General features: G+C 30.6%; 20 protein-coding genes. 13 read left to right on the top strand and 7 right to left on the bottom strand.

Translation table 11 applies throughout. The annotated features are described in order from the left end of the window. Nucleotides 1-298: transposase (locus tag CLHOM_RS17405; protein ID WP_161803235.1), on the top strand; the 298-nt coding region annotated here is incomplete at its 5' end. A 323-nt stretch (nucleotides 299-621) separates the two neighbouring features. On the opposite strand, the gene CLHOM_RS17400 is transcribed toward CLHOM_RS17405, so the two are convergent. Then, nucleotides 622-2,310 (bottom strand): tetratricopeptide repeat-containing diguanylate cyclase, encoded by a 1,689-nt coding sequence (locus CLHOM_RS17400; protein ID WP_052222953.1) that lies wholly within the window; start codon nucleotides 2,308-2,310, stop codon nucleotides 622-624. Nucleotides 2,311-2,587: 277 nt separating this feature from the next. On the opposite strand from CLHOM_RS17400, the gene CLHOM_RS17395 reads away from it, so the two are divergent. The 6 genes from CLHOM_RS17395 to hypE all read left to right on the top strand — a co-directional run bounded on the left by CLHOM_RS17395 (nucleotide 2,588) and on the right by hypE (nucleotide 12,300). Next, complete coding sequence (locus CLHOM_RS17395) at nucleotides 2,588-3,226, top strand: HDIG domain-containing metalloprotein (protein WP_052222952.1); 639 nt, start codon at nucleotides 2,588-2,590, stop codon at nucleotides 3,224-3,226. A gap of 122 nt (nucleotides 3,227-3,348) precedes the next feature. Beyond that, entirely contained in the window at nucleotides 3,349-5,928 is a 2,580-nt protein-coding gene (locus tag CLHOM_RS17390) for an EAL domain-containing protein (RefSeq protein ID WP_082204470.1), read from the top strand. Between the two features lie 387 nt (nucleotides 5,929-6,315). Further along, a complete protein-coding gene (locus CLHOM_RS17385; RefSeq protein ID WP_052222951.1) occupies nucleotides 6,316-7,767 on the top strand; it encodes an aminotransferase class I/II-fold pyridoxal phosphate-dependent enzyme in 1,452 nt (483 codons plus the stop codon). A gap of 233 nt (nucleotides 7,768-8,000) precedes the next feature. Next, complete coding sequence (gene speE, locus CLHOM_RS17380; RefSeq protein ID WP_052222950.1) at nucleotides 8,001-8,855, top strand: polyamine aminopropyltransferase; 855 nt, start codon at nucleotides 8,001-8,003, stop codon at nucleotides 8,853-8,855. Between the two features lie 170 nt (nucleotides 8,856-9,025). Next, nucleotides 9,026-11,305 (top strand): carbamoyltransferase HypF, encoded by a 2,280-nt coding sequence (gene hypF / locus CLHOM_RS17375; RefSeq protein WP_052222949.1) that lies wholly within the window; start codon nucleotides 9,026-9,028, stop codon nucleotides 11,303-11,305. A 2-nt stretch (nucleotides 11,306-11,307) separates the two neighbouring features. Further along, the gene (hypE, locus tag CLHOM_RS17370) at nucleotides 11,308-12,300 is read left to right on the top strand and encodes a hydrogenase expression/formation protein HypE (RefSeq protein ID WP_052222948.1); all 993 of its coding nucleotides are present in this window, start codon (nucleotides 11,308-11,310) and stop codon (nucleotides 12,298-12,300) included. A gap of 58 nt (nucleotides 12,301-12,358) precedes the next feature. On the opposite strand, the gene CLHOM_RS17365 is transcribed toward hypE, so the two are convergent. From CLHOM_RS17365 to CLHOM_RS17345, 5 genes are all read right to left on the bottom strand, one after another. Beyond that, complete coding sequence (locus CLHOM_RS17365) at nucleotides 12,359-12,931, bottom strand: manganese catalase family protein (RefSeq protein WP_052222947.1); 573 nt, start codon at nucleotides 12,929-12,931, stop codon at nucleotides 12,359-12,361. 21 nt (nucleotides 12,932-12,952) lie between these two features. After that, nucleotides 12,953-13,228, bottom strand: a complete 276-nt coding sequence (locus tag CLHOM_RS17360; protein ID WP_052222946.1) for a spore coat protein CotJB — start codon at nucleotides 13,226-13,228, stop codon at nucleotides 12,953-12,955. Nucleotides 13,229-13,248: 20 nt separating this feature from the next. After that, the gene (locus CLHOM_RS17355; RefSeq protein ID WP_052222945.1) at nucleotides 13,249-13,446 is read right to left on the bottom strand and encodes a spore coat associated protein CotJA; all 198 of its coding nucleotides are present in this window, start codon (nucleotides 13,444-13,446) and stop codon (nucleotides 13,249-13,251) included. A 96-nt stretch (nucleotides 13,447-13,542) separates the two neighbouring features. After that, nucleotides 13,543-14,676: a class III poly(R)-hydroxyalkanoic acid synthase subunit PhaC gene (gene phaC / locus CLHOM_RS17350; protein ID WP_074783018.1), complete on the bottom strand. Its 1,134-nt coding sequence runs from the start codon at nucleotides 14,674-14,676 to the stop codon at nucleotides 13,543-13,545. After that, entirely contained in the window at nucleotides 14,676-16,025 is a 1,350-nt protein-coding gene (locus CLHOM_RS17345) for a poly(R)-hydroxyalkanoic acid synthase subunit PhaE (protein WP_052222944.1), read from the bottom strand. The genes phaC and CLHOM_RS17345 overlap by 1 nt, the downstream gene beginning before the upstream one ends. A gap of 502 nt (nucleotides 16,026-16,527) precedes the next feature. On the opposite strand from CLHOM_RS17345, the gene CLHOM_RS17340 reads away from it, so the two are divergent. After that, a complete protein-coding gene (locus tag CLHOM_RS17340) occupies nucleotides 16,528-16,755 on the top strand; it encodes a helix-turn-helix domain-containing protein (protein WP_052222943.1) in 228 nt (75 codons plus the stop codon). A gap of 60 nt (nucleotides 16,756-16,815) precedes the next feature. Here CLHOM_RS17340 and CLHOM_RS17335 read toward each other — a convergent pair whose 3' ends face one another. Then, nucleotides 16,816-17,235, bottom strand: coding sequence for an acyl-CoA thioesterase (locus tag CLHOM_RS17335; RefSeq protein ID WP_052222942.1), 420 nt, complete (start codon nucleotides 17,233-17,235; stop codon nucleotides 16,816-16,818). A gap of 205 nt (nucleotides 17,236-17,440) precedes the next feature. Here CLHOM_RS17335 and CLHOM_RS17330 point away from each other — a divergent pair, with 205 nt between their 5' ends. The 5 genes from CLHOM_RS17330 to CLHOM_RS18890 form a co-directional block, all read left to right on the top strand. Beyond that, the gene (locus tag CLHOM_RS17330; RefSeq protein WP_052222941.1) at nucleotides 17,441-18,985 is read left to right on the top strand and encodes a sigma-54 interaction domain-containing protein; all 1,545 of its coding nucleotides are present in this window, start codon (nucleotides 17,441-17,443) and stop codon (nucleotides 18,983-18,985) included. A gap of 195 nt (nucleotides 18,986-19,180) precedes the next feature. After that, nucleotides 19,181-19,999: a beta-keto acid cleavage family enzyme gene (locus CLHOM_RS17325; protein WP_052222940.1), complete on the top strand. Its 819-nt coding sequence runs from the start codon at nucleotides 19,181-19,183 to the stop codon at nucleotides 19,997-19,999. Between the two features lie 15 nt (nucleotides 20,000-20,014). Further along, nucleotides 20,015-20,959, top strand: a complete 945-nt coding sequence (locus CLHOM_RS17320; protein WP_052222939.1) for a 3-hydroxyacyl-CoA dehydrogenase family protein — start codon at nucleotides 20,015-20,017, stop codon at nucleotides 20,957-20,959. Nucleotides 20,960-21,070: 111 nt separating this feature from the next. Then, nucleotides 21,071-22,423 carry a short-chain fatty acid transporter gene (locus CLHOM_RS17315; RefSeq protein WP_052222938.1) on the top strand — a complete coding sequence of 451 codons (1,353 nt, stop codon included), beginning with the start codon at nucleotides 21,071-21,073 and terminating at the stop codon, nucleotides 22,421-22,423. Beyond that, nucleotides 22,339-22,638, top strand: a 300-nt coding sequence (locus tag CLHOM_RS18890) for a CoA-transferase (protein ID WP_341377397.1), incomplete at its 3' end; no start/stop codon positions are given. The genes CLHOM_RS17315 and CLHOM_RS18890, both read left to right, overlap by 85 nt.

The raw sequence follows: 22,638 nt of genomic DNA, 5'->3' as shown, positions 1-22,638 counted from the left end.
CCCCAATGCGATAAAAAGTTGGGAAGATAATTGGGATAATCTAATAACCTTCTTTGCTTTCCCTGATTATATCCGTAGGATTATTTATACAACAAATGCAATAGAAAGTCTTAATAGTCAGTTTAGAAAAGTTACAAAAACAAAACTTATATTTCCTAATGACGAGAGTCTTATGAAGATGCTGTACCTTGCTACTGAAAAGATAAGTAAGAAATGGACTAGAGCATATGCTAATTGGGATCTTGTTATAAGTCAGCTTAATATATTATTTAGTGAAATCTTGAATAAAGGGGCATAGATCGGGGACTCTGTCCCCAAACCCCTGAGGTTTATCGCTTTTGTTCTTCCAGAAACGGGTAAAACGGATAGTTAACAACCATCCGTTTCTGTATAGAACATCAATAACCGCTCAGGTTGCTCCTCAGCATTGCCTTATCCTGCTATTGGTGATGTATAGTATTGACTAAAACTGGTGATAATATACAGTATAGTACTGATAGATTACTGAGATCTATTTTCTTAAACTTACATTTTTCTACAAAGTTATTATTTCTAAATTACTTGCCAAAAGAAAGAGAATACACAAAATTATTTACACAGCCATAGGGTAACCTGAATAGGCTACCCTAAAGCTGTAATAACACAATTTTTAGTGGTCTTTTTACCTTTATACAAAGCTTCATCAGCTAAATTGATACAGTTCTCGATATTTGTTTCTTTGTTATATTCACAGATGCCAAGGGTCAAGGTTACAGAAAGTTTCAAGTTATTATAAATATATATTTTATTAGAAATATTTTCTCTTATTCTTTCTGAAATAATGTAACCTTCTGAAAGGGAAGTTTCGGGAAGCAAAAACAAAAACTCTTCTCCACCCCATCTAGCAACATAATCAGATTTCCTAATCAATGAACTCATATCCTTAGAAATTGAAGTTAAGACAAAATCGCCACAATCATGACCGTATTTATCATTAAATTTTTTAAAGTAATCAATATCGGCTATTATGATTACAAAATTCTTTCCATGCAACTTAAACTTATTTCTTTCTTCATCAATTTTCTCAAGGATATAACTTCTATTCCATATGTTCGTTAAATAATCTTTCTTAGACATCGTTTCAAGTTTTTTATATGCAATTAATAAATCTTCATTTTTCTTATTAATCTCTTCATTCGCTAAAATTAAAGCTTCATTAGCTTTTACTAGTTCCACATTTTTTAATCTATATATTTCTTTTTCTTTTTCGGCGTTCTCTAATTCGTATTTATTTTCGATACTTAAAACAGCATTTCTGATTTTTTCGGTAAAAATAGTATCTTTAACAGAAGAATGAAGTTTAAAATATTCAAGGGCCTTTTTATAATTCTGTGTATACTCATAACAATTTGATAAAGCTAGGTAAATTTCATTTATAATTTTCTTTATCTTTACTTCTTTTGCTATTATTAATGCTTCATCTAAGTAATGTATTGCATTCTGAAGATTTTCCAAAGTTAAGTAAAGGTTTCCAAGATAGAGCAAATTTGTTGCTATGCCAGCTTTGTAGTCTATTATTATATGAATTTCAAGAGACTTATTATAATATTCTAATGCCTTATCATAATTGCCTTCTTGTACATAGATATAACCTAGATTAATAAGGGCTGCAGCTTCTACATCTTTTATATTATAATTTATAGCAATATCATATGCTCTATTATAATTAATGATAGCTTTTTCATAATCTCCAAAATGCTTGTAAACTAGACCTATGGTAATAGAGGCACTAGCAATGCCTGCATAATTATTTGACTTTTCATGAATAGGTAGTGATCTTTTGCAAAAGTTCAAAGCATTTTCATATTCTTCCATACACCAATATATTATACCTATTTTTCTTAAGCAGTTTCCAACTTCATTAATGTTGCCTATTTTTTCTTCGTAGCGAAGAGCTTTAAAATAATAATAAATTGCTTTATCATAATCACTTAAACTGCCATAGGCAGAACCAAGATTAATTAAAGTATTTGCAATTTCATTAGAATTTGATTTTTTTTCAAATATTTCTAAAGCTTTAAGAGAGTAGTCGATACTTTTTTCACAGTTACCTAAATAAATATGTGCTACAGCTATATTTTTTAGAGAGTGAGCTATTCCATCTTCGTAGTAAATCATTTCAGAAAGTCTTAAGGCCTCATTAGCAAATTCTAAAGCTTCCTTCGGCGAAACGTAAGTAGGATATCTAGCAATAAGATTTAACATATCAATCTTTTCTCTACCAACTAAAAAGGGTAACTTCTCTTGAAGCTTACGAAAATTTATATCCATATGCTTCCTCCTATCTTTGAAAATATTACAATAAAACACTAAGTATAATATTAAAACGCAATAATATTTATAAAAAATTAAGTATAATTAAAAACCAAATTAAAGCAACATTATATTATTTTAATAATTTTATCAATAATTGACACAGTTGTCCATTAGAATATAGAATTCTATCTTAATATGAGGAAAGATAAGGAATTTACGAAAATCTAATTTTTAATAAGGTTTCAATTAAAAACACATACTAATATTATTAATTAGGTTAGGAGGTTTTCAAATGAATGAAAAATATAGATATTTTAAAGAAATGGACAGATGCTTAATGAATGAATTAAGACCTTCAGAGTATCTTAATGAATTAGTGAAAAATGAAAAAATTTTTAGAGAGTATCCTTTTAATATGCTAAATGAATTAGAAAATACTCTTCAATCACCTAAATATCATCCTGAAGGAAGTGTCTGGAGTCATACAATGATGGTTGTAGATAATGCAGCCTTAAGAAGAGATTTAAGTGAGAATCCAAGAGCTTTTATGTGGGCTGCATTGTTACATGATATTGGGAAACCGGGTACAACAAGAAGAAAAGGTGATAGAGTTGTGTCCTATGATCATGATGTTCTAGGAGCAAGATTAGCAAGAGAATTTTTAGAGGAATTTGATGAAAATGTAGAATTTATTAGCGCAGTAAGTAAACTAGTAAGATGGCATATGCAAGCCTTGTTTGTAGTCAAAGATTTGCCGTATGCTAAAGTAGATAAAATGCTCCGCGAGATTTCATTGGAGGAAGTAGCATTGCTTGCTTTATGCGATAGGTTAGGAAGAGGGGAAATGACTAAAGAAAAAATAAAAAATGAAGAAGATAATATTGACATGTTTATAAAAAAATGTAGAAAAACCCTAGAATTAACTTGTTAGGAATAATGCTAAATAAAATAGAAAAATCTATAATAATACTTATTTATTGTGATATAATTATATATATTTAATCAATAATATAATTGTATAATATATTACTTATTGTAATATTGGGAGTAAATATGAAAAAAAAGGTTATAAGTTTGAAATTTAGCATAAAAAAGAAGTTAATAATTTTAGCATTAATATTATTAATTGTACCTACATTATTTTTAGGTATTTCTAGTTATAGATATTCTAAAATGCAGTTAGATGTTATTGGGCAAGAAACCTTAAAAAATGCAGTAAGTTTAGCAATGCAGGTGATTGAAGACAAGCAAAAAGAAGTTTCCCAAGGAAAGCTTACTACTAAAGAAGCCCAGGAGCAGGTTAAAGTATTTCTAATAGGCGAAAAAAATGTTGATGGAGTTACAAGAAAAATATCTTCAAAGATAGATCTTGGGGAAAATGGATATTTTGCAATTTATAATAAACAAGGCTACGAGGTAGCTCATCCTTTGTTGGAAGGGAAGTACGTATTAGAAACACCTGGTAAAGGGAAAAACAAATTTTTAGTGGTAAAGGATTGCATTCAAAAGGCAGAGAATGGTGGTGGATTTACATATTATGATTGGGACGTACCAGGAACCGATAGAGTGGAGCCTAAAATAGCTTATACAGTGCTTGAACCTAACTGGGGATGGTATTTAAGTGCAAGTTCATATATGTCAAGCTTTAATCAAGAAGCTAATAAATTGTGGAATAATTTTATTCTAACATTAGTTATAGCTATAGCTATTGGTAGTGTAATTGTATTAATGTTTTCTAATAAAATAGCATTACCGATTATTGAATTGTCTAATTTTATAACGAAAATAGAGACTAGCAAGTATACTGCAAAGCTGCCTAGAGCTATATTAGGCAGAGAAGATGAAATAGGAGTATTAGCTAGAACAATAGAAAACATGAATATACAATTGCTAGATAGCTTTCAAAAACTCTATTCCCAAAATGAAATTTTACAAAATGAAGTAAAGGAAAGGAGAAAAGCCCAAGTAGGTTTAGCTCTTACTTATGAGGTAATTGGAAGCTCTAAAGAAGCAATATTTATAGCGGATAGTAATAGAAAGATTATTTATATAAACAAAGCATTTTCTAAAATAACAGGATATAGCGAAGATGAAATAGTTAATAATTATGTAGAAGATATGCATTTCTGTAAATTAGATAAGTATAATGAAGTGGTTGAAGCAATTATAGCTAACGGATTTTGGATGGGGGAATTTACTGATATAAATAAAAGAGGAGAAAAATATCCTGTCTTTTTATCTATGAAAAAAGTTGTAAGTGAAGATAGCAATGAGTGCTATTATGTAGGAATATTTGAAGACTTAACTAGGGTAAAAGAAGATGAGGAAAACATCAATTACTTAAAGAAACATGATGTACTTACTGGTCTTCCAGGAAAGTCATTAATAAGTGAAAAGCTAAATTACTTAATACAGGATGTTTCAAGAGCCAATAAAATAATTGGTGTAATGACTTTGGGACTTGATGATTTTAAATTCATTAATGAGGCTATGGGACATACTTCAGGTGATACGATATTAATGGAACTAGCTAAGAGGCTTAGAGGATTTATTAAAGATGAAGATACTATAGCAAGAATAACCGGAGATGAGTTTGCCATAGTATTAGAGGATGTTGTAAATATAAATCAAATTACTGATATGGCAAATAGTTTATTAAGCATATTTCATAAACCTTTTAGAATTAAAGGGAGAGATATATTTATTACTGCTAGTATAGGCATTAGTATTTATCCTGTAGATGGTTTAAATGCAGAAATGCTCATAATGAATGCCACTTCTGCTCAAAATTATGTAAAGAAAAATGGAAAGAACAATTATCAATTTTATTATAGAAAAATGAATGAAGATGCTTTTGGAAATCTAGAGATGACCACTTCACTTAGAAAAGCTATAGAAAAGGAAGAATTTATTTTACATTACCAACCTCAAGTAGACTTGAATACTGGAGAAGTAACTGGTATGGAGGCTTTGATTAGATGGGAGCATCCAAAGTTTGGATTATTATATCCAGATAGGTTTATAGCTTTAGCAGAAAGAACAGGCCTTATTACAAAGATAAGCAATTGGGTTTTGAAAGAAGCATGTAAACAGAACAAAAAATGGCATGAAGAAGGTTACGATAATTTATCTATTTCTGTAAACTTATCTGCAATGGAATTTATTAAAAAAGATTTAGCTAAAAATGTTAAACAAATAGTAGAAGAAACAAAACTTTCACCACAATTTGTGGAAGTAGAGATTACAGAAGGTATACTTATGGGAAATGTAGAACAGTCTATAGAAATACTTACTGAATTAAAGGAGATAGGAGTTAGAATTGCTATAGATGATTTTGGTACAGGCTATTCTTCCTTAAATTATTTAAGACAGTTCCCAATTGATAGACTGAAAATTGACAGATCCTTTATAATGGGTATACCGGAAACTGATAATGGTGCCATTGCAAAGATTATAATTGAGCTTGCAAAGAGCTTAGGATTAAAGGTTGTTGCAGAAGGTGTAGAAAGTAAATATCATGTAAACTTTCTAAAGGAAAGAAACTGTGATGAAATACAAGGTTACTATTTTAGTAAACCTATACCAGTGGATAAGGTGAAGGAATTATTAAAGAATAAAAAATGTTTAGAGTAAAAAATACATGAATGGAAAACATAAGAGTATTGGCATGTTTTTAGTGTGCGTATACTTTTATGTTTTTTATTTTATAAGGTGCTAGGTTCGAGGTACTAGGTACTAGGAAATGTAATAATTAAGCACGGCTCAATTATAAACCCGCCATTATAGCAAGCTATAAAGAGCGATAGAAGCTTTGCTTCTAAGCTAAACTATAGTTTTGCCAAAGCAAAACATCATTCACTAGTACCTAGTACCTAGCACCTAGTTCCTTAATAATCTTATCTCGTAAAATTATTAAATTACTAAAAAAATATTTTATTGACAATGAAGTACTCATGGTTTAACATATGTTTGTTGTAATTAAAAAACACGAATCTTGCAAAGAAAAAAAGGTGGTTAGAAATGGTATACAATCAAAATAGAACTCCATTATTTGATGCATTAAAAGAATATGACAGAAGACAGGTTATTCCCTTTGATGTTCCTGGCCATAAGCATGGCAAAGGAATTCCTGAGTTTGCAGAATTTGTTGGAAGCAAGGTTCTGGAAGTTGATGTTAACTCAATGAAATTATTAGACAACATAAGCGGACCTAAAGGAGTTATAAAAGAGGCTGAGGAGCTTATGGCAGAAGCGTATTGGTCAAGTCACGCCTTTTTTTTGGTAAATGGAACTTCAGCAGGTGTTCAAGCTATGATTATGAGTGTATGCAATCCTGGAGAAAAAATTATAATGCCAAGGAATGCTCATAAGTCAGCAATTAACGGACTAATATTAAGTGGTGCTATACCAGTGTATGTTCAACCTGAGACTAATGATAAATTAGGAATAGCTATGGGGGTATCAGCAGAAAGTATTGAAAAGGCAATTGCAAAAAATCCTGAAGTAAAGGCAATATTTATTATTAATCCTACATACTATGGTGTAGTTTCTGACTTAAAACAGATTATAACAATAGCTCATAAGAATGGAATGGCTGTAATTGTTGATGAAGCACACGGGGCACATTTTGGGTTTCATAATGAGCTGCCGCCAGGGGCAATGGAGCTAGGAGCTGATATGGCAGCAGTAAGCTTGCACAAAACAGGTGGTTCCTTAACTCAAAGTTCAGCGTTGCTATTAAATGAAGGCTTAATAGACAAAAACCATGTAAAAACTGTATTAAACTTGACTCAAACTACTAGTGCATCCTATCTGTTAATGTCTAGTTTAGATGTTGCACGAAAAAGATTATCTACTGAAGGGCAAGAGGTTTTTACAAAAATATTAGAAGCTACTAGGTGGGCCAGAGAAGAGATAAACAAACTTGATGGATTATATGCCTTTGGGAAAGAACTAATTGGAGAGCCAGGAGTATTTAATTTTGATGAAACAAAGCTAGGAATCAATGTTTCTGGACTTGGAATTACTGGATTTAAGGCTTACGATATATTGAGGGATGAATATAATATTCAAGTAGAACTTGGAGATGTATTTAATATATTAGCTATTGTAAGTGTGGGTGATGATAAAAATTCCTTAAGGATACTTGTAGAAGCACTTAAAGATATGAGTTTAAAATTTAAAAGCTGCGAGATGAGATTTGGAAAAGTATCTTTAGAGAATCCTGAATTGATTGTTTCGCCAAGAGATGCATTTTATGCAAGTAAAAAGCTTGTAAAACTTGAAGATGCAGAAGGAGAAATTAGCGGAGAATCTATAATGGCATATCCACCAGGAATTCCAATAGTTACACCAGGTGAACGTATAAGCTGTGATATGATAAATTATATAAGATATATAAAAAACCAGCATAGTATGATAACAGATACAGATGATCCTAATGTAGCTTATATAAAAGTATTGGGAATCTGAACTGGACTTTATAAAGCTTCTTAAAAGGATAAGGAAATGAGTAATGTTCTCTAAAACCTTATCCTTTAGTTATGTATTAAACGAAGGTTGAGTTCTTACATTCATTTAAAACTATTGACAATTGTGAAATTAATAGTATATTTGTTTTAGGTAAACTTAGGAATTACATAAAATAAGCATAGATAAATGGATATGAGTATATACAATATATTAATTATATAGGAGGTTTTTAGATGGAATTATGGTTTTCAGAAAAACACACAGAAAATGCCAAGTTTTCAATTAGGGTAAAGGAACAAGTATATTCAGAACAAAGCCCATTTCAAAAGATAGATGTTTTTGAAACAGAGGAATATGGTAAAGTCTTAGTAATAGATGGGATAGTAATGTTAACTGAAAGAGATGAATTTATATATCATGATATGATAGTGCATGTTGCTATGGCTACTAACCCGGAAATAAAAAAAGTACTTGTTATTGGAGCTGGAGATGGTGGAACAGTTAGAGAGTTAACAAGATACAGTACCATAGAGAAAATAGATATGGTTGAAATAGATGAAGTTGTAGTAAAGGCTTCAAGAGAATTTCTTCCTTTTACTGCTTGTAAGTTAGATGATCCAAGAGTTAATCTATACTTTGAAGATGGAATTAAGTTTGTAGAAGGGAAAGAAAATCTATATGATTTAGTAATTGTTGATTCTACTGATCCTATAGGACCTGGAGAAGGCCTTTTCACAACTGAGTTCTATAGAAATTGCTACAAGGCTTTAACTGAAAAAGGAATACTAGTAAATCAAAATGAAAGTCCGTACTATGCTCATAATGCAAGAGAAATGAAGAGAGCTCACAGAAAAATTAAAAGTATATTCCCTATATCAAAGGTTTATCAATATCACATACCTACATATCCAACAGGGCACTGGTTATTTGGATTTGCATCTAAAGGACTAGATCCAATAAAAGATTTGAATACTGATAAATGGAATAGCCTAGGACTAAAAACAAAATATTATAATACAGATATTCATGTTGGAGCCTTTGCTCTTCCAACTTACGTTAGAGATATGTTAGAAGAGGATACAAACTAGTCTATATTAATATGAAATTGCCTTAGAGAAATATCAGTAAGTTTCTGGTACTTCCTCTAGGGCAATTTGTATTTTTTGCATTTCAATAATCATCATAAAGAGTTCCTATTAATCATACTATTTATAAGTGAAGAATTATAAGGTAGAGGGAGAAAAATAAATATATAAATATGGATAAGCAAAATAGAAGATATTATGCGAGAATATATGGGATAGTTCAAGGTATTGGATATAGGCCATTTATTTATAAAATAGCAAAGGAATTAAACCTTAGGGGATGGGTCAGTAACATTGATTCATCTGTTGCAATAGATATTGAGGGACCTAGTGAAAAAGTAGAGCAGTTTCTCATAAGAGTAATAAAGAAGCCTCCAAAACTTGCAAAAATAGATAAAGTAGAAATAATAGAAAAAGATTTTAAGGAATATAAAGAGTTTAAAATAAAAAAGAGTATACAGAGAAAATCAAAGTTAAAATTTATAATACCTGATTTAGCAACTTGTAATGAATGTGTAGAAGATATTTTTGATACTAAGTCTAATAGGTATAGGTATGCTTTTACTAACTGTACTAACTGTGGCCCTAGATATTCTATAATAAAAAGTTTCCCATATGATAGAGAAAACACTACTATGAAAGCTTTTAAAATGTGTCCATCTTGTAATGAGGAATATATTAGCCAAGACAGCAGAAGATTTCATGCCCAGCCTAATTGCTGCAGCAAATGTGGACCAAGGCTTATTTTAATAGACAATAGGGGAAATAAAATAAGCTGTGTGGATGAAATAAAGGAGACGGCAAATTTACTTAAGGAAGGTAAAATAATAGCTATAAAAGGTATTGGTGGTTTTCATCTTGTATGTAATGCTTATGATGAAAAGGCAATAAGCAATATAAGGCTTAGAAAGAAAAGACCCCATAAGCCTTTAGCGATAATGGTAAAGAATATTAAAAAAGCAAAAGAGCATTGCATAATTAATATTAAAGAGGAAGAACTCCTATTATCTACAAGAAAACCTATAGTTCTTTTAAATAAGAGAGAGGATAGTAAGCTTCCACAAAATATAGCACCTAAAGTAAATAAATATGGAGTAATGCTTCCATATACACCACTGCATTATCTATTATTTAATGAAGGACTAGATACACTCATAATGACCAGCGGGAATATAAGTGGGTGTCCAATAGAATATGAAAATAATAGTGCCATAAGCAAGCTAAAGGATATTGCTAATTACTTTTTACTAAATGATAGAGACATAAATACTCCTATTGATGATTCGGTAGTAAAGGTTATAAAAAATAATGAAGTGTTAATTAGACCTGGAAGAGGATACGCTCCCATAAGCTTAAATAAAAATGTACAAAATAAAATTCTTGCCTGTGGAGCAGATATGAAAAGTACCTTTGCCCTTTCTTCAGATGGAATAGTATATGGAAGTCAGTATATGGGCAATTTAAAGGAATTGGATTCCTTTAGGGAATATGAAAAAGCTATTGGTAATTTAGAACAGTTATATGATTATAACCCGCAGGTAATTGCAGCAGATATGCATCCAGGCTACTTATCTAGTATCTATAGTGAAAAGAAAGATGAGATAAAATATAAGGTTCAGCATCACCATGCTCACATGGCAAGCTGTATGCTTGAAAAAAATATTTATGAGAGGGTTATAGGAGTTATATATGATGGAATGGGATTGGGGTTAGATAATAATATTTGGGGTGGAGAATTCTTTATAGGCAATAGAGAAAGCTTTCAAAGACGAGGTAGCTATAGATATACTTCTATACAGGGAGGAGATTCAGCTCAGGAAAACATATGGAAGATTGGTTTAAGCTATTTAGATTTAATTAGGCACTCTAGGTTAAAGAAACAAGCAATAAATAGAATGAAAACCATGGTTAAGGATGATATAGAAATAACCTGTAAAGCCCTTAAATATAATATAAATTGTTATAAAACCTCAAGTGTTGGAAGGCTTTTTGATGGAATTGCATCAATACTAGGGGTAATACAAAATATAAGCTATGAAGCTCAAGGGGCAATAGAATTAGAGGCTATAGCAGCAGAAGGAAACATTGAAAGCTATACTTATTCTATTAGTGAAGACAAGCTTTTGATAGTAAATATTGAAACAATTATTCAAGAAATAATAAGTGATATAGAAAAAGGGACTTCTCGTTCTATTATAAGTGCTAAATTCCATAACACTATAATCAATATAACTATTGAAATAGTATGTAAATTGAGAGATGAATATGGGATAAATAAGGCGATTTTAAGCGGAGGGGTTTTTGAAAATCAGTATTTACTAATAAATATCATAGATAAATTACAGGGTAAAGATTTTGAAGTATTCTTCAATAATCTTATTCCAACAAATGATAGCGGTGTTTCTTTTGGCCAAGTAGCTGTAGTAAATGAAATTTTAAAGAAGGGGGTATAAGCTTGGATAAAGTGGAATTACTGCATGGTGATGGAGGAAAATACACTTCTCAACTTATAAAAGAGGTATTTTATAATAGCTATGGTAATAGTATTTTATTAGAAGATTTAGATTCAGCTGTTATTAAATTTCAAGGAGAGTTCATGGCATTTACTACAGATTCATTTATAGTAAAGCCGATCTTCTTTAGAGGAGGGGATATAGGTAAGCTTGCAATTTGTGGTACTATTAATGATCTCACAGTATCTGGGGCAATTCCATTATATCTAAGTGTAGGATTTATAATTGAAGAAAGCTTTCCTATTAGTCAGCTTAAAAATATAGCCTTATCTATGAGAAATGTGTGCAAAGAAACCAATGTAAAGATAGTAACAGGAGATACTAAGGTTGTAGAAAAGGGAAGTGCGGAGGGGATTTTCATAAATACCTCAGGGGTTGGAATTATTAATGGATTTAAATCTAAAGAAATCAAAGATGGAGACCACATACTAATAACTGGAACCATAGCAGAGCACGGAACAGCAATAGCAGTAGATAGATATAATCTAGATGTAAAGGGAGATATAAAAAGCGATTGTTTTCCTCTGTGCACGCTACTTTCTTGTCTTTATAAATACAAGGATAAAATAAAACTTATGAAAGATCCTACTAGAGGAGGAATAGGAGAGGCATTAAATGAAATTGCAATAAAGAGTGGACTTGGGGTACATCTTTTTGAAAGTGAAATTCCTATAAGAAAAGAAGTAAAGTGGGTAAATGAAATGCTTGGACTAGACCCTTTATATCTTGCCAGTGAAGGAAGAATGTTAATTGTAGCAGAAAATTGTGTATCTAAAGATATTATATTAGATTTGAAAAAAACATGTAACTGCAATAATGCAAGTCATATAGGGGTATTTACCAAGGAATGTGAGTTTGTATATACAGAAAATATACTAGGAGGGAAAAGAATACTGAATCCTTTAGATTATCATATGTTACCTAGGATTTGTTAAGATAGCTGAATTTATAGATAAGGCCTGCCATTATAGTTACAATAGCAGGTCTTTCCAATTAATAGTATTTCTTTTTGTCTTTTATATCATACACATCTTGAAGAGCTTCACCAAAACGTTGATAGTGAACTATTTCTCTTGCCCATAGGAACTTTAGAACGTCTTTAACATCATGGTCATCTGTTAAAGTAATAAGATGCTCATAGGTTGCTCTTGCCTTTTGCTCTGCTGCCATATCTTCATGCAAATCAGTGATAGGATCTCCAAGGGTTGCAAAGTATGTTGCAGAAAAAGGTACTCCATTTGCATCCACGGGAAATAATGCTCTATCATGTTGAGCATAATGACCTCCTAAGCCAGCCTCTTTTAATTCTTCAACAGTAGCATCTTTTAGAAGTTGATAAACCATTGTAGCAATCATTTCTACATGAGCTAATTCCTCTGTGCCTACGTCATTTAGAATGGCTTTTGTTTTGCCTGTTGGCATTGTGTACCTTTGATTTAAATATCTTAGGGCAGCAGCCAGCTCTCCATCTGGACCGCCATATTGAGTAATTAAAAATTTTGCCATTCTAACATCTTTAGATTTGATTTTTACAGGATGCTCCAGCTTTTTTTCATAAATCCACATGTATTAACTCTCCTCTCTAAACTATTCTCCGGATTCCCAAGGCCATGGGTCTTCTACCCAGCTCCAAGGACATTTACTTTGGGAATATCCAAAGTTAGTAAGAACCCCATACTCCATTTCATACAGTTTCTTAAGTTTCATTAATTCTTCAGATATTCTGTTATAATCTTCTACAGCTTTTATATTTCTAGGATTGTTATCTAAATATAGGTTTAAATCAACGGCAGCAAATTCAAGTTCTTGTATTTTTTTCAAAAGATCTTCACGAGATGATTTATTTTCATACATTTTATCCAATTTATAATCCTCCTAAAGACTTATTTTCCAGGGTAAGGCATGTAAAGATTAGGGAAGATAGTTCCCTTGTGTAGAGCTTCAGACAATGGGAATAAACCTGTATAAGGTTGGCGTACTACATAAGCACGGACTAGCTCTAATTCTCCCATAGGAGGCATCATAGATCTTGTATTTGAGATAAAGTAAGGGTTAGAGTAGGGAGTAAAGTTTTGATACATTATGTTCACCTCTTTAAGAATAGTCACAATAACAGTATATTAGTAATGGGAAAAAGTGTGTAAAAAAAAGAGGCTTAAGGCCTCTTTTATAAGAATTTAATTTTCTTTAGGTTCTGAAGCTGATTTCTTAGCAGCAGGTTTTGCTTGTTTTGAACTGCCTTTGTCTCCTCTTTCTTTTAGCCAATTGGATATTGCAGGAGCAACTTCTTTTTGAGCCTTGGAGCTTACAAACATTCCAATGTGACCAACAGGGAATTCTAGCAAGGTCTTATCTATACTAGCTATGTGATTTATAAATGGTCTAGTGGAAGCAGGTGCTACTAGGTGATCCTTTTGAGCTAATATGCATAGTACAGGCATGTCAATATTTTTTAAGTTTACTGTACGTCCACCAAGTTCTAGCTGATTATTTATAAGTTTATTTTCTTTGTATAGATCGTTTATGAATTTAGATAGCATAGGACCTGCTTGATCAGGGCTATCATAAATCCATTGCTCCATTCTAAGGAAATCTAATATAGCTTCCTTATCATCTAGTTTATCTATAAAGTCTAAATACTTATCAACGCTAAGTTGGAAAGGCTTAAGCATATTGAAACCATTGTTCATTACATCTCCAGGTACTAAACCAGAGAATGAGTTAATCATACTATCTATATCCATTGATTTACTCCAGCTAAATAATAATCCGTCATCTGTACTAAAGTCAAAAGGCATAACCAAGGATACAAAATTCTTAATTTTTTCTGGATATAAAGCAGTATAAATAGTTGCTAAAGTAGCACCTTGGCAAATTCCAAGTAAGTTAATTTTATCTAGATTATGTTGTTTACGAATAAAATCTACAGAATTATTTATATAATCATCAACATAGTCTTCCATAGTTAAGAATTTATCGATATGATCCGGGTATCCCCAATCAATCATGTATACATCTAGACCAGTTTCCAGCCAGTTTTTAACTATGCTTCTATCCTCATGTAAGTCAAGCACATATTGCTTATTTACTAGAGCGTAAGTTACTAAAACAGGTATGCTATGAGGATTCTTTACCATAGGGGTATAATGATATAATTTTATTTTATCTTCTTCATAAACTAATTCTTTAGGTGTAGTTCCGATATCTATTTCTTTTATTGATGTCATATTGCTAAAACCCTGTATAAGTTTTTTATTTAATTCTAAGGTTTCATCAATTGATTTTTGCAAGCCACTAATTAAAGGAAACATTATTTACTCGCACCTCCCTTTGATGAAAAAGCTTCAAATTTGTCTCTCAACTCCTCTATTTGTTTACTTTGAGTCTTTATTTTTTTTCTTAATTCATACACTGTTTTTTCTACACTATTTATCTCACGTCTATTTGGAATTGGCAATAATGATAATTGATCTTGAATTAGATCATCTAAGCCGATTTTAAACTTATATCCAGCATTAACTGTATCATTCATAAGCTTTGAGAAACTTTCAGTTGCAAATAATTCTTCAAAAGCTTTCTCGTTAGTGTTAGACCAAAGCTTGAAAAATTCCATAAAGCTTTCAGGTACTTTATTTTCAGAGGATAATTCTCCTAGTTGAGATACTAACTTTTCCATGCTTTCTATACTTAAATTATTAAGAATAGTAGCAAATTCATTAAGATTTATAAAATATTGTATGAATGCATCAAGATTTTTTAAAGCTTTTTCTATCATTACGCGGTTTGAACCAACCATAGGCATATTTAAAATCTTAGAATAGGAATTTTTATAAAGCTCTCCCCATTCTTTTAAGAAATTTGTATAAGCAACTTTGTCACCTTTTAAAGCTAACATAAGATTCTTTTGCAAATCTCCTGAATCCTCCACCCATGGACGGAAGAAGTTTAGTAGAGTTTGTTGATAAACAGGCATATCTTCAATTGGATTTGTTATAAAAGCTCTTAATTCTTCTGGTAAGAATGATTGTGCAAAATTAGAAGATAACTTTTTATAATTATCCATTACGCTTTTCATGAATGTATCCCAAGCTTCAGAATTCTGCTTACTTGGCATAGTACCTACTATATCACTCCAAAAGTTATATAAATTACTATATAAATTATAAGAATTCATAGCCTTATCAAAAGACTCTCTAATAGATGAATTTGGAATAAACTGGGTAAGAATTTGCATGCTATCGTACCACTGCTTAGATATTTTTGCTACTATGTCTTTTGAATCACTAAGTGGAAAGATATTTGGAATTTTATCAAATGTAGTCATTTGTTTGAATAAATCCATATACTTTTCAGTATTAAATAATTCCTTAAATTTTTCAGTTCCCTCACTAAGGTTTTTAGGGAACATCTCTGTTAATTTTTCTGGACTATAGTTTTTTGCCCATTCTGCATAAACCTCAAATAGCTTTTTGTAAAATTCCTGTGTACTCTCTTGTTGCTTAATAATTTCTTCTGATAGGTTTGATAGTAGATTTCCATTTTCTTTTTCCATTTGGGCTGTCTTAGGTTGAAAGGATGATACTGATTTGTTCCAAAGTTCTACCATATTATCGTTCATTTTTTGCCAACCTGCCCATAAGTTATTCATGTTTTCTTTCAAGGTTATCCCCCTCTCCAATTTTAAAATATTTGTAATATATAAAGACAATACATATCTATTACCTACTATAAAAGGTAAAGATATTATCTATATAGTAAGTAACTATACATATTGCCGTTATTGCTAGCTTGTTTAAGTCCATTAAGCATACTGTTTATTATATAAATAAATTCCAAAAATAATACTAATTATTTTTAAATTTACAAAAATAGTTTATTAAATTTTAAAATAAATATAAAATCAATTGAAATATTTGGAATTTAATTCAATTCTAGCATCAAAAGCTTTAAATGTCAAAAGGAATTTACAATTTATAGAAATACATGTAAAATGTTGAAAAAACCTTTACAGAAATAGAAAATTAAAGTTTTAATCGTTTTTTTGACCAGCGGTAGATTTAAAGAAATTTTGTTAAATAAAATTTAACACTACTTTTTTGACTTGAAAGGTATTATAATTATATTGTAAAACTCAATATAATTTGCAAGGGGGTCTCCATTGTATGTTAAACGGTAATAAGATTAGAGAGTTTAGAATGAACTTAGGTTATACCGCCCAGGATATTGAGATACTTACCAAAAGTGGGAAATATGAAACTACAATTTCTAAGTCTTATTTAGAGGAATTAGAAAGAGGAGATAAGAAAAATCCTAGTTTTAAAAAGGTAGTAGTTCTAGCAAATATCTTGAGATGCAAATTAGATGATTTAGTTTTAAGTACAGAATTTTAGCAATATAATATAAAAAATCATGGTCAAAAAAATTTGGCCATGATTTTTGTTTTTAGATGGTTAGCCAGAATAAAGGCTTAGAAATTTTTCCCATAGGTCGGGTTTTTTCTTCTTCAAATTCAAAACTTTAAAGTCATTACTTATAAATGCATGTGTAGTGCTTCCCTTTGCTAAAATTTTTTTATCTTGATTTCTAATTACATTGTAACTAAACACAATTCTTGCAGGAGTTAATTCTGATATATAGGTTTCTATGGTAAGTTCATCTTCATATTTTGCTCCTTCTATGTATTTACAACTACTTTCTACTACAGGGAGCATAAGATTTTCCATTTCTATTTGACTATAGCTTATTCCGGTTGCATTTATAAATTCTGTTCTTCCAACTTCAAACCAGATATAGTAATTAGAATGATGTACAATACCCATCTTATCAGTTTCTACATAACGAACTTTAATTTTGCAGCTATTTATATACATAATCAGTTTATCCTTTCAATAATTAATATTAAAAAATTTTATTTTAGTATATCATAAATGTAATTACTATTGGAAATCAGTTTCAAAAAGAAGAGTTTTATATATCAGGAAATTTAAACTTATGTCAGTAAATTAGTTCTTTTTATTGAATTATTAATTAATAAAAAATATAATTGAATAAAGTATGTATTAGTGGAGCTATATTATGAAAAATGAAAACCTTTTCGATGTCATTTCTTATTTAGAAAATTTTATTAATGATATCTCTCATGAATCTATACGAAATAGAAAAATAGAAGAAAATAAAAGAGAATTACAGAAAGTTTTAAAAGAGCTAAAAGTTTTAAAGCAGAATGATTTTGAGTTTAGAGAAATTGGAGATAATCTTTATGATGGAATTTATATTTCAGATGGTGACGGCAATACTTTGTATGTAAACAAAGCCTATACTAGAATTACAGGAATAAAGCCAGAAGAGATTGTTGGGAAAAATGTAAAAGAAATTTTGAAAGAAGGCAAGTTATATAAAAATGCTGTTACTATGGAAGTACTTAAGAGTAAAAGACAAGTAAATTCTGTTGGAGTAAGCTTAAGAAATGGGAAGAAAATGCTAATAACAGGAAGCCCTATTTTTGATAAGCAAGGGAACATAAAAAAAGTTGTAATCAATAACAGAGAAATGACAGACTTATTAGAAATAAGAAAAGAACTAGATGCATCAATTGATAAGTTAAAAGCAGTAGAAGAGCATCATAGAAAAAATAAAGAAGAAATTCGGCATCTAAGAAATATTAATGTAAGAAAATACGATTTAATAGGAAGAAGTCAATCAATAAAAAATGTATATAAAATAATTGATAAAGTAGCTGAAACAGATGTAACAGTATTAATATATGGAGAAACAGGCGTCGGCAAAGAAGTTGTTGCTAATGAGATATATCTTAAGAGTAAGCGAAATAATGCACCTTTTATTAAAGTAAATTGTGGAGCTATACCAAGTAATCTTATCGAATCTGAGCTTTTTGGTTATGAAAAAGGGGCGTTTACTGGAGCTAATGCTTCTGGGAAGGTTGGAATGTTTGAGCTAGCTAATAAAGGAACAATTTTATTAGATGAAATAGGTGAAATGCCAATAGAGGTACAGTCTAAGTTATTAAGGGCGATTCAGCAAAAAGAAATTATTAGGGTTGGAGGAACTAAGCCAATTTCTTTGGATGTACGTTTAATATCTTCAACTAATAAAGATCTTAAACAGGAAGTAAAACACGGTACGTTTAGGGAGGATTTGTACTATAGATTAAATGTAATACCCATATACATTCCTCCATTAAGAACAAGAATAGAAGATATTGATTTGTTAACTGAATATTTTATTAATAATTTTAATAAGCAATATAATAAGAGTGTTAATATATCTAATTTAGGAGTAGATATATTAAAACAATATTCTTGGCCAGGTAATATAAGAGAACTTCAAAATATTATTGAAAGGATGATAGTAATAACTGAGGATAATAGTATGATTAGTGATGAACAGTTAGGAAACATATTGAACATAAATTCTCTTAATATCACTGAGTTTTTAAGTAAGGAGATGGGATTAAGAGAAATAGTGGAAAATATAGAAAGAAAAACGTTAGAAAAAGTTTTAGCAGAGAGTGGAAGTACTAGAAAAGCTGCAAAAATCCTAAAAGTTGATCAATCTACTATAGTAAAGAAAGCAAAAAGGTTAGGCATAAAAATAAGCTGATGATAATTGTCATCTATTTAGATGACAATTATCATCAGCTTAAAGTATAAGTACCTCAAGGGTACTTTTTTTTTATTGGAAAAACTGATGAAAAATTTCATCTGTCATATCTTAAATATGTTGAGATGCCAATGTTTAAGCATTGGCATGGATGTTGCTTTAATATACTTTGAAAAAATCATAGGAGGTATAAATATGAAAAAGACAATAATTACAGTAGCAACAACAGGAGCATGGCCAAGCAAAAAAGATAATCCCAACATACCATTAACTCCAAAAGAAATTGCAGAAGACGTTTATAAATGCTGGCAAGCTGGTGCTGCAGTAGCTCATCTTCACATGCGTGATGATGAGGGGAAAGGTACCATGAATAAGGAGAAGTTTAGAGAAACAGTAGAACTTATTAGAGAAAAATGTGACATTGTACTTAACTTAACTACTTCAGGAGATTTAAATGCCACTGATGAAACAAGAATGGCCCACTTAATAGATTTAAAGCCAGAACTAGCTTCTTTTGATGCAGGTTCAATGAATTGGATGCATAATGGTTTATTTATAAATCATCCTAATTTTTTAGAAAAGCTAGGGTTAACAATGATTGAAAATAATGTAAAGCCAGAAATAGAAGCTTTTGATGCAGGGATGATTTACAACTCACTATATTATATAAAGAAAGGTGTAATTAAGAATCCTCCACATTATCAATTTGTTTTAGGAGCAGCAGGTGGAACAGATGCTACAGTTGAGAATTTAGTATATTTAAAAAGCTTAATTCCTAAAGAGGCTACTTGGTCAGCACTTGGAATAGGAAAAGGACATTTACCAATATTATTTGCTGCTATAGCTTTAGGTGGACATATTAGAGTAGGTATGGAGGATAATGTATATTACTCAGCAGGAAGGTTAGCAAGCTCTAATGCTGAATTTGTAGAAAGAGCAGCTAGAATAATAAAAGAAGCTAATAGCCAGGTTGCTTCACCTGATGAGGCTAGAGAAATTTTAGGACTAAAGTAAAAAGGAGAAGGAAAAATGATTAAGAAGATAGGTATACTTGGTGCAGGAACAATGGGGCATGGTATAGCAGAAACTTTTGCTATGTACGGATATAATGTAAATTTGTTTGAAGTAAACGATAACGTAAGAAATTCTGTAAAGGAAAAAATCAATGAAGATTTGCAAGTACTTGCAGAAGAAGAACTAATTGAAAAGAATAATATACCTGAAATATTAGATAAAATTAAATTGTTTTCTGACTTGAAATTGGCAGTAGAGGATAGAGATTATGTTATTGAAGCTGTACCAGAAATAATGGATTTAAAACAAAAGATATTTAAATCATTAGATGAATATTGTCCAAAGCACACTATTTTAGCTAGTAATACATCTAGTTTAAAACTTGATGAAATGATGGAAAACGTTTCTGAAGAGCGAAAAAAGAGGATGATAGTTAATCATTGGTATAATCCAGCACATCTTATGCCTATTGCTGAAATGTCTTTTTTTGGAAATATGCCTGAAGAAATATATAAAGAAGTTGAAGAGCTATATAGCTCTATTGGTAAGCAAACAGTTAAGGTACTTAAGGATGTACCAGGTCTTGTAGCAAATAGGATTCAACAAGGAGTTGCAAGAGAGGTTTTTTCATTAATAGAAATGGGTGTTGCATTGCCAGGAGATATTGATAAGGCATTAAAATTTGGGCCAGCCTTTAGGTATGCAACTACAGGTCAACTAGAGATTGCTGATTTTGGAGGATTAGATATATGGTGCACAGTAAGTGATAATCTTCTAAGTGTCATGGATAATTCTAAATGTGCAAATCAGTTATTAAGAAATAAGGTACAAGAGGGTAAATTGGGTATTAAATCAGGAGAAGGATTTTATAATTATTCTGGTCCTAATATTGAAGAGGTTAAGAAAAAATATCTAAAAAAGTTAATTCATCAATTAAAAGCTTCAAAATATTATATATAAAAAAATTGCTGCGGAATATTAGACTTTTCCGTAGCAATATAGAAAAAATTTAAATTAAATATCAATAATAGTATATCAAATAAAAGTTAATATTTTAAGGAGGAAATATTTATGTTATGGAAAATTTCAAAGAAATTTAAGTTTGCTGCTGATAGAATAATACCTGACTCCTTTGTATTTTGTGTAATTTTAACATTTGCTGCATTTGCTTTAGGATGTTTTGTACCTGGTGCAAGTCCTTTGAAAATGATTACAAGTTGGTATGATGGTCTATGGAGTATGATAGCTTTCGCTTTCCAAATGTCTTTTATGGTAATATGCTGTGGTGCAGCTGCTAAATCTCCTGCAGTGGAAAGGTTTTTGAAAAAGGTTGCCAAGTTACCTAGATCAAGAGCAATTGCTATTGTAATTTTATTAGTTTTTGGATTAGTTTCAAGTTTAATTAACTGGGCATTTTCTCTAATACTTGCTCCGATTTTAGCAATGCAACTTTCAAAACAAATCAAGGGATTACACTTTCCTTTATTGATTGCTGCTGGATATTCTACTATGATACTAGGTCAAGTTTGGTGTCCAAGTGCCTCTGTTTATGCTTTAGTAGCTACAAAAGGTCACTTTCTTGAAAAGTCTATTGGAATAATTGGGCAACAACAAACAACTTACAATTCTGTAAATACTGTATTATTTTTTATACTAGCTATAGTTACTATAATAGTTGGAGTTATGACAAAACCACCAGAAGATGAAATAATAATGTATAGAGAAGAAGAAGAGGACAATATAAGCAATGTTTCAAATATGAAACAAGAAAAGAGTGAAAGAACATTTGCAGATAAAATGAATGAAAATAGGTTAATTATGCTTCTTATAGGAATAGCCGGTTTAGTGTATATTTTTTACACTATTTCTAAAACAGGATTTATAGCGTCATTGAATTTTAATTTCGTTATATTTATATTTTTAACACTAAACACTTTTTTATACAGCACTCCAATAAAATTTGTAAATGCATTTACTGATTCTATAAAACCTGCAACTCAAGTAATGCTACAGTTCCCATTTTATGGAGGTATAATGGGAATTATGACAGCTTCTGGATTGTCAGCAGTTGTAGCTGATCAATTAATTAAGATAGCTACTCCAGAAACTTTACCAGTGTGGTCTTATATATCAGCATCAGTTTTAAATCTGTTTATACCTTCTCAAGGAGGGCAATGGATTGTTCAAGGGCCAATTCTTGCTAAGGCAGCACATGCATTAAATGCAGATATGTCATTGGTAATTAATGCCTTTGTATATGGAGATGAAGCTACTAATTTAATTCAACCACTTTATGTTATTCCAGCACTTTCATTAGTTAATATGAAGTTAAAAGATGTATGGGGATTTATGGCATTTATATGGGCTATATGGTTTGTAATTACGTGTATTGGATTCTTAGTTTTACCAGGACTTTTACTGTAAATCAAATAAACTATGGTTCTACAAGTTATAAATCAATATTTGCAAAGGCGGTTGAAAGAATGGAAAAAATAAAAAATATAGAAGAGGTCTTGGAATATGCTAAAGATAATATGAGCATAATGATAGGCGGATTTCTAGGGGTTGGTACACCAGAGACATTAATTAATGGTTTAATAAAAAAAGGAGTTAAAAACCTAACCATTATTTCCAATGAT

The organism is Clostridium homopropionicum DSM 5847 (assembly GCF_001263795.1).
GTDB lineage: Bacteria > Bacillota > Clostridia > Clostridiales > Clostridiaceae > Clostridium_H > Clostridium_H homopropionicum.
The sequence above is the reverse complement of the archived record's forward strand: the minus strand, read 5'-3'. Positions and strand labels throughout refer to the sequence as shown.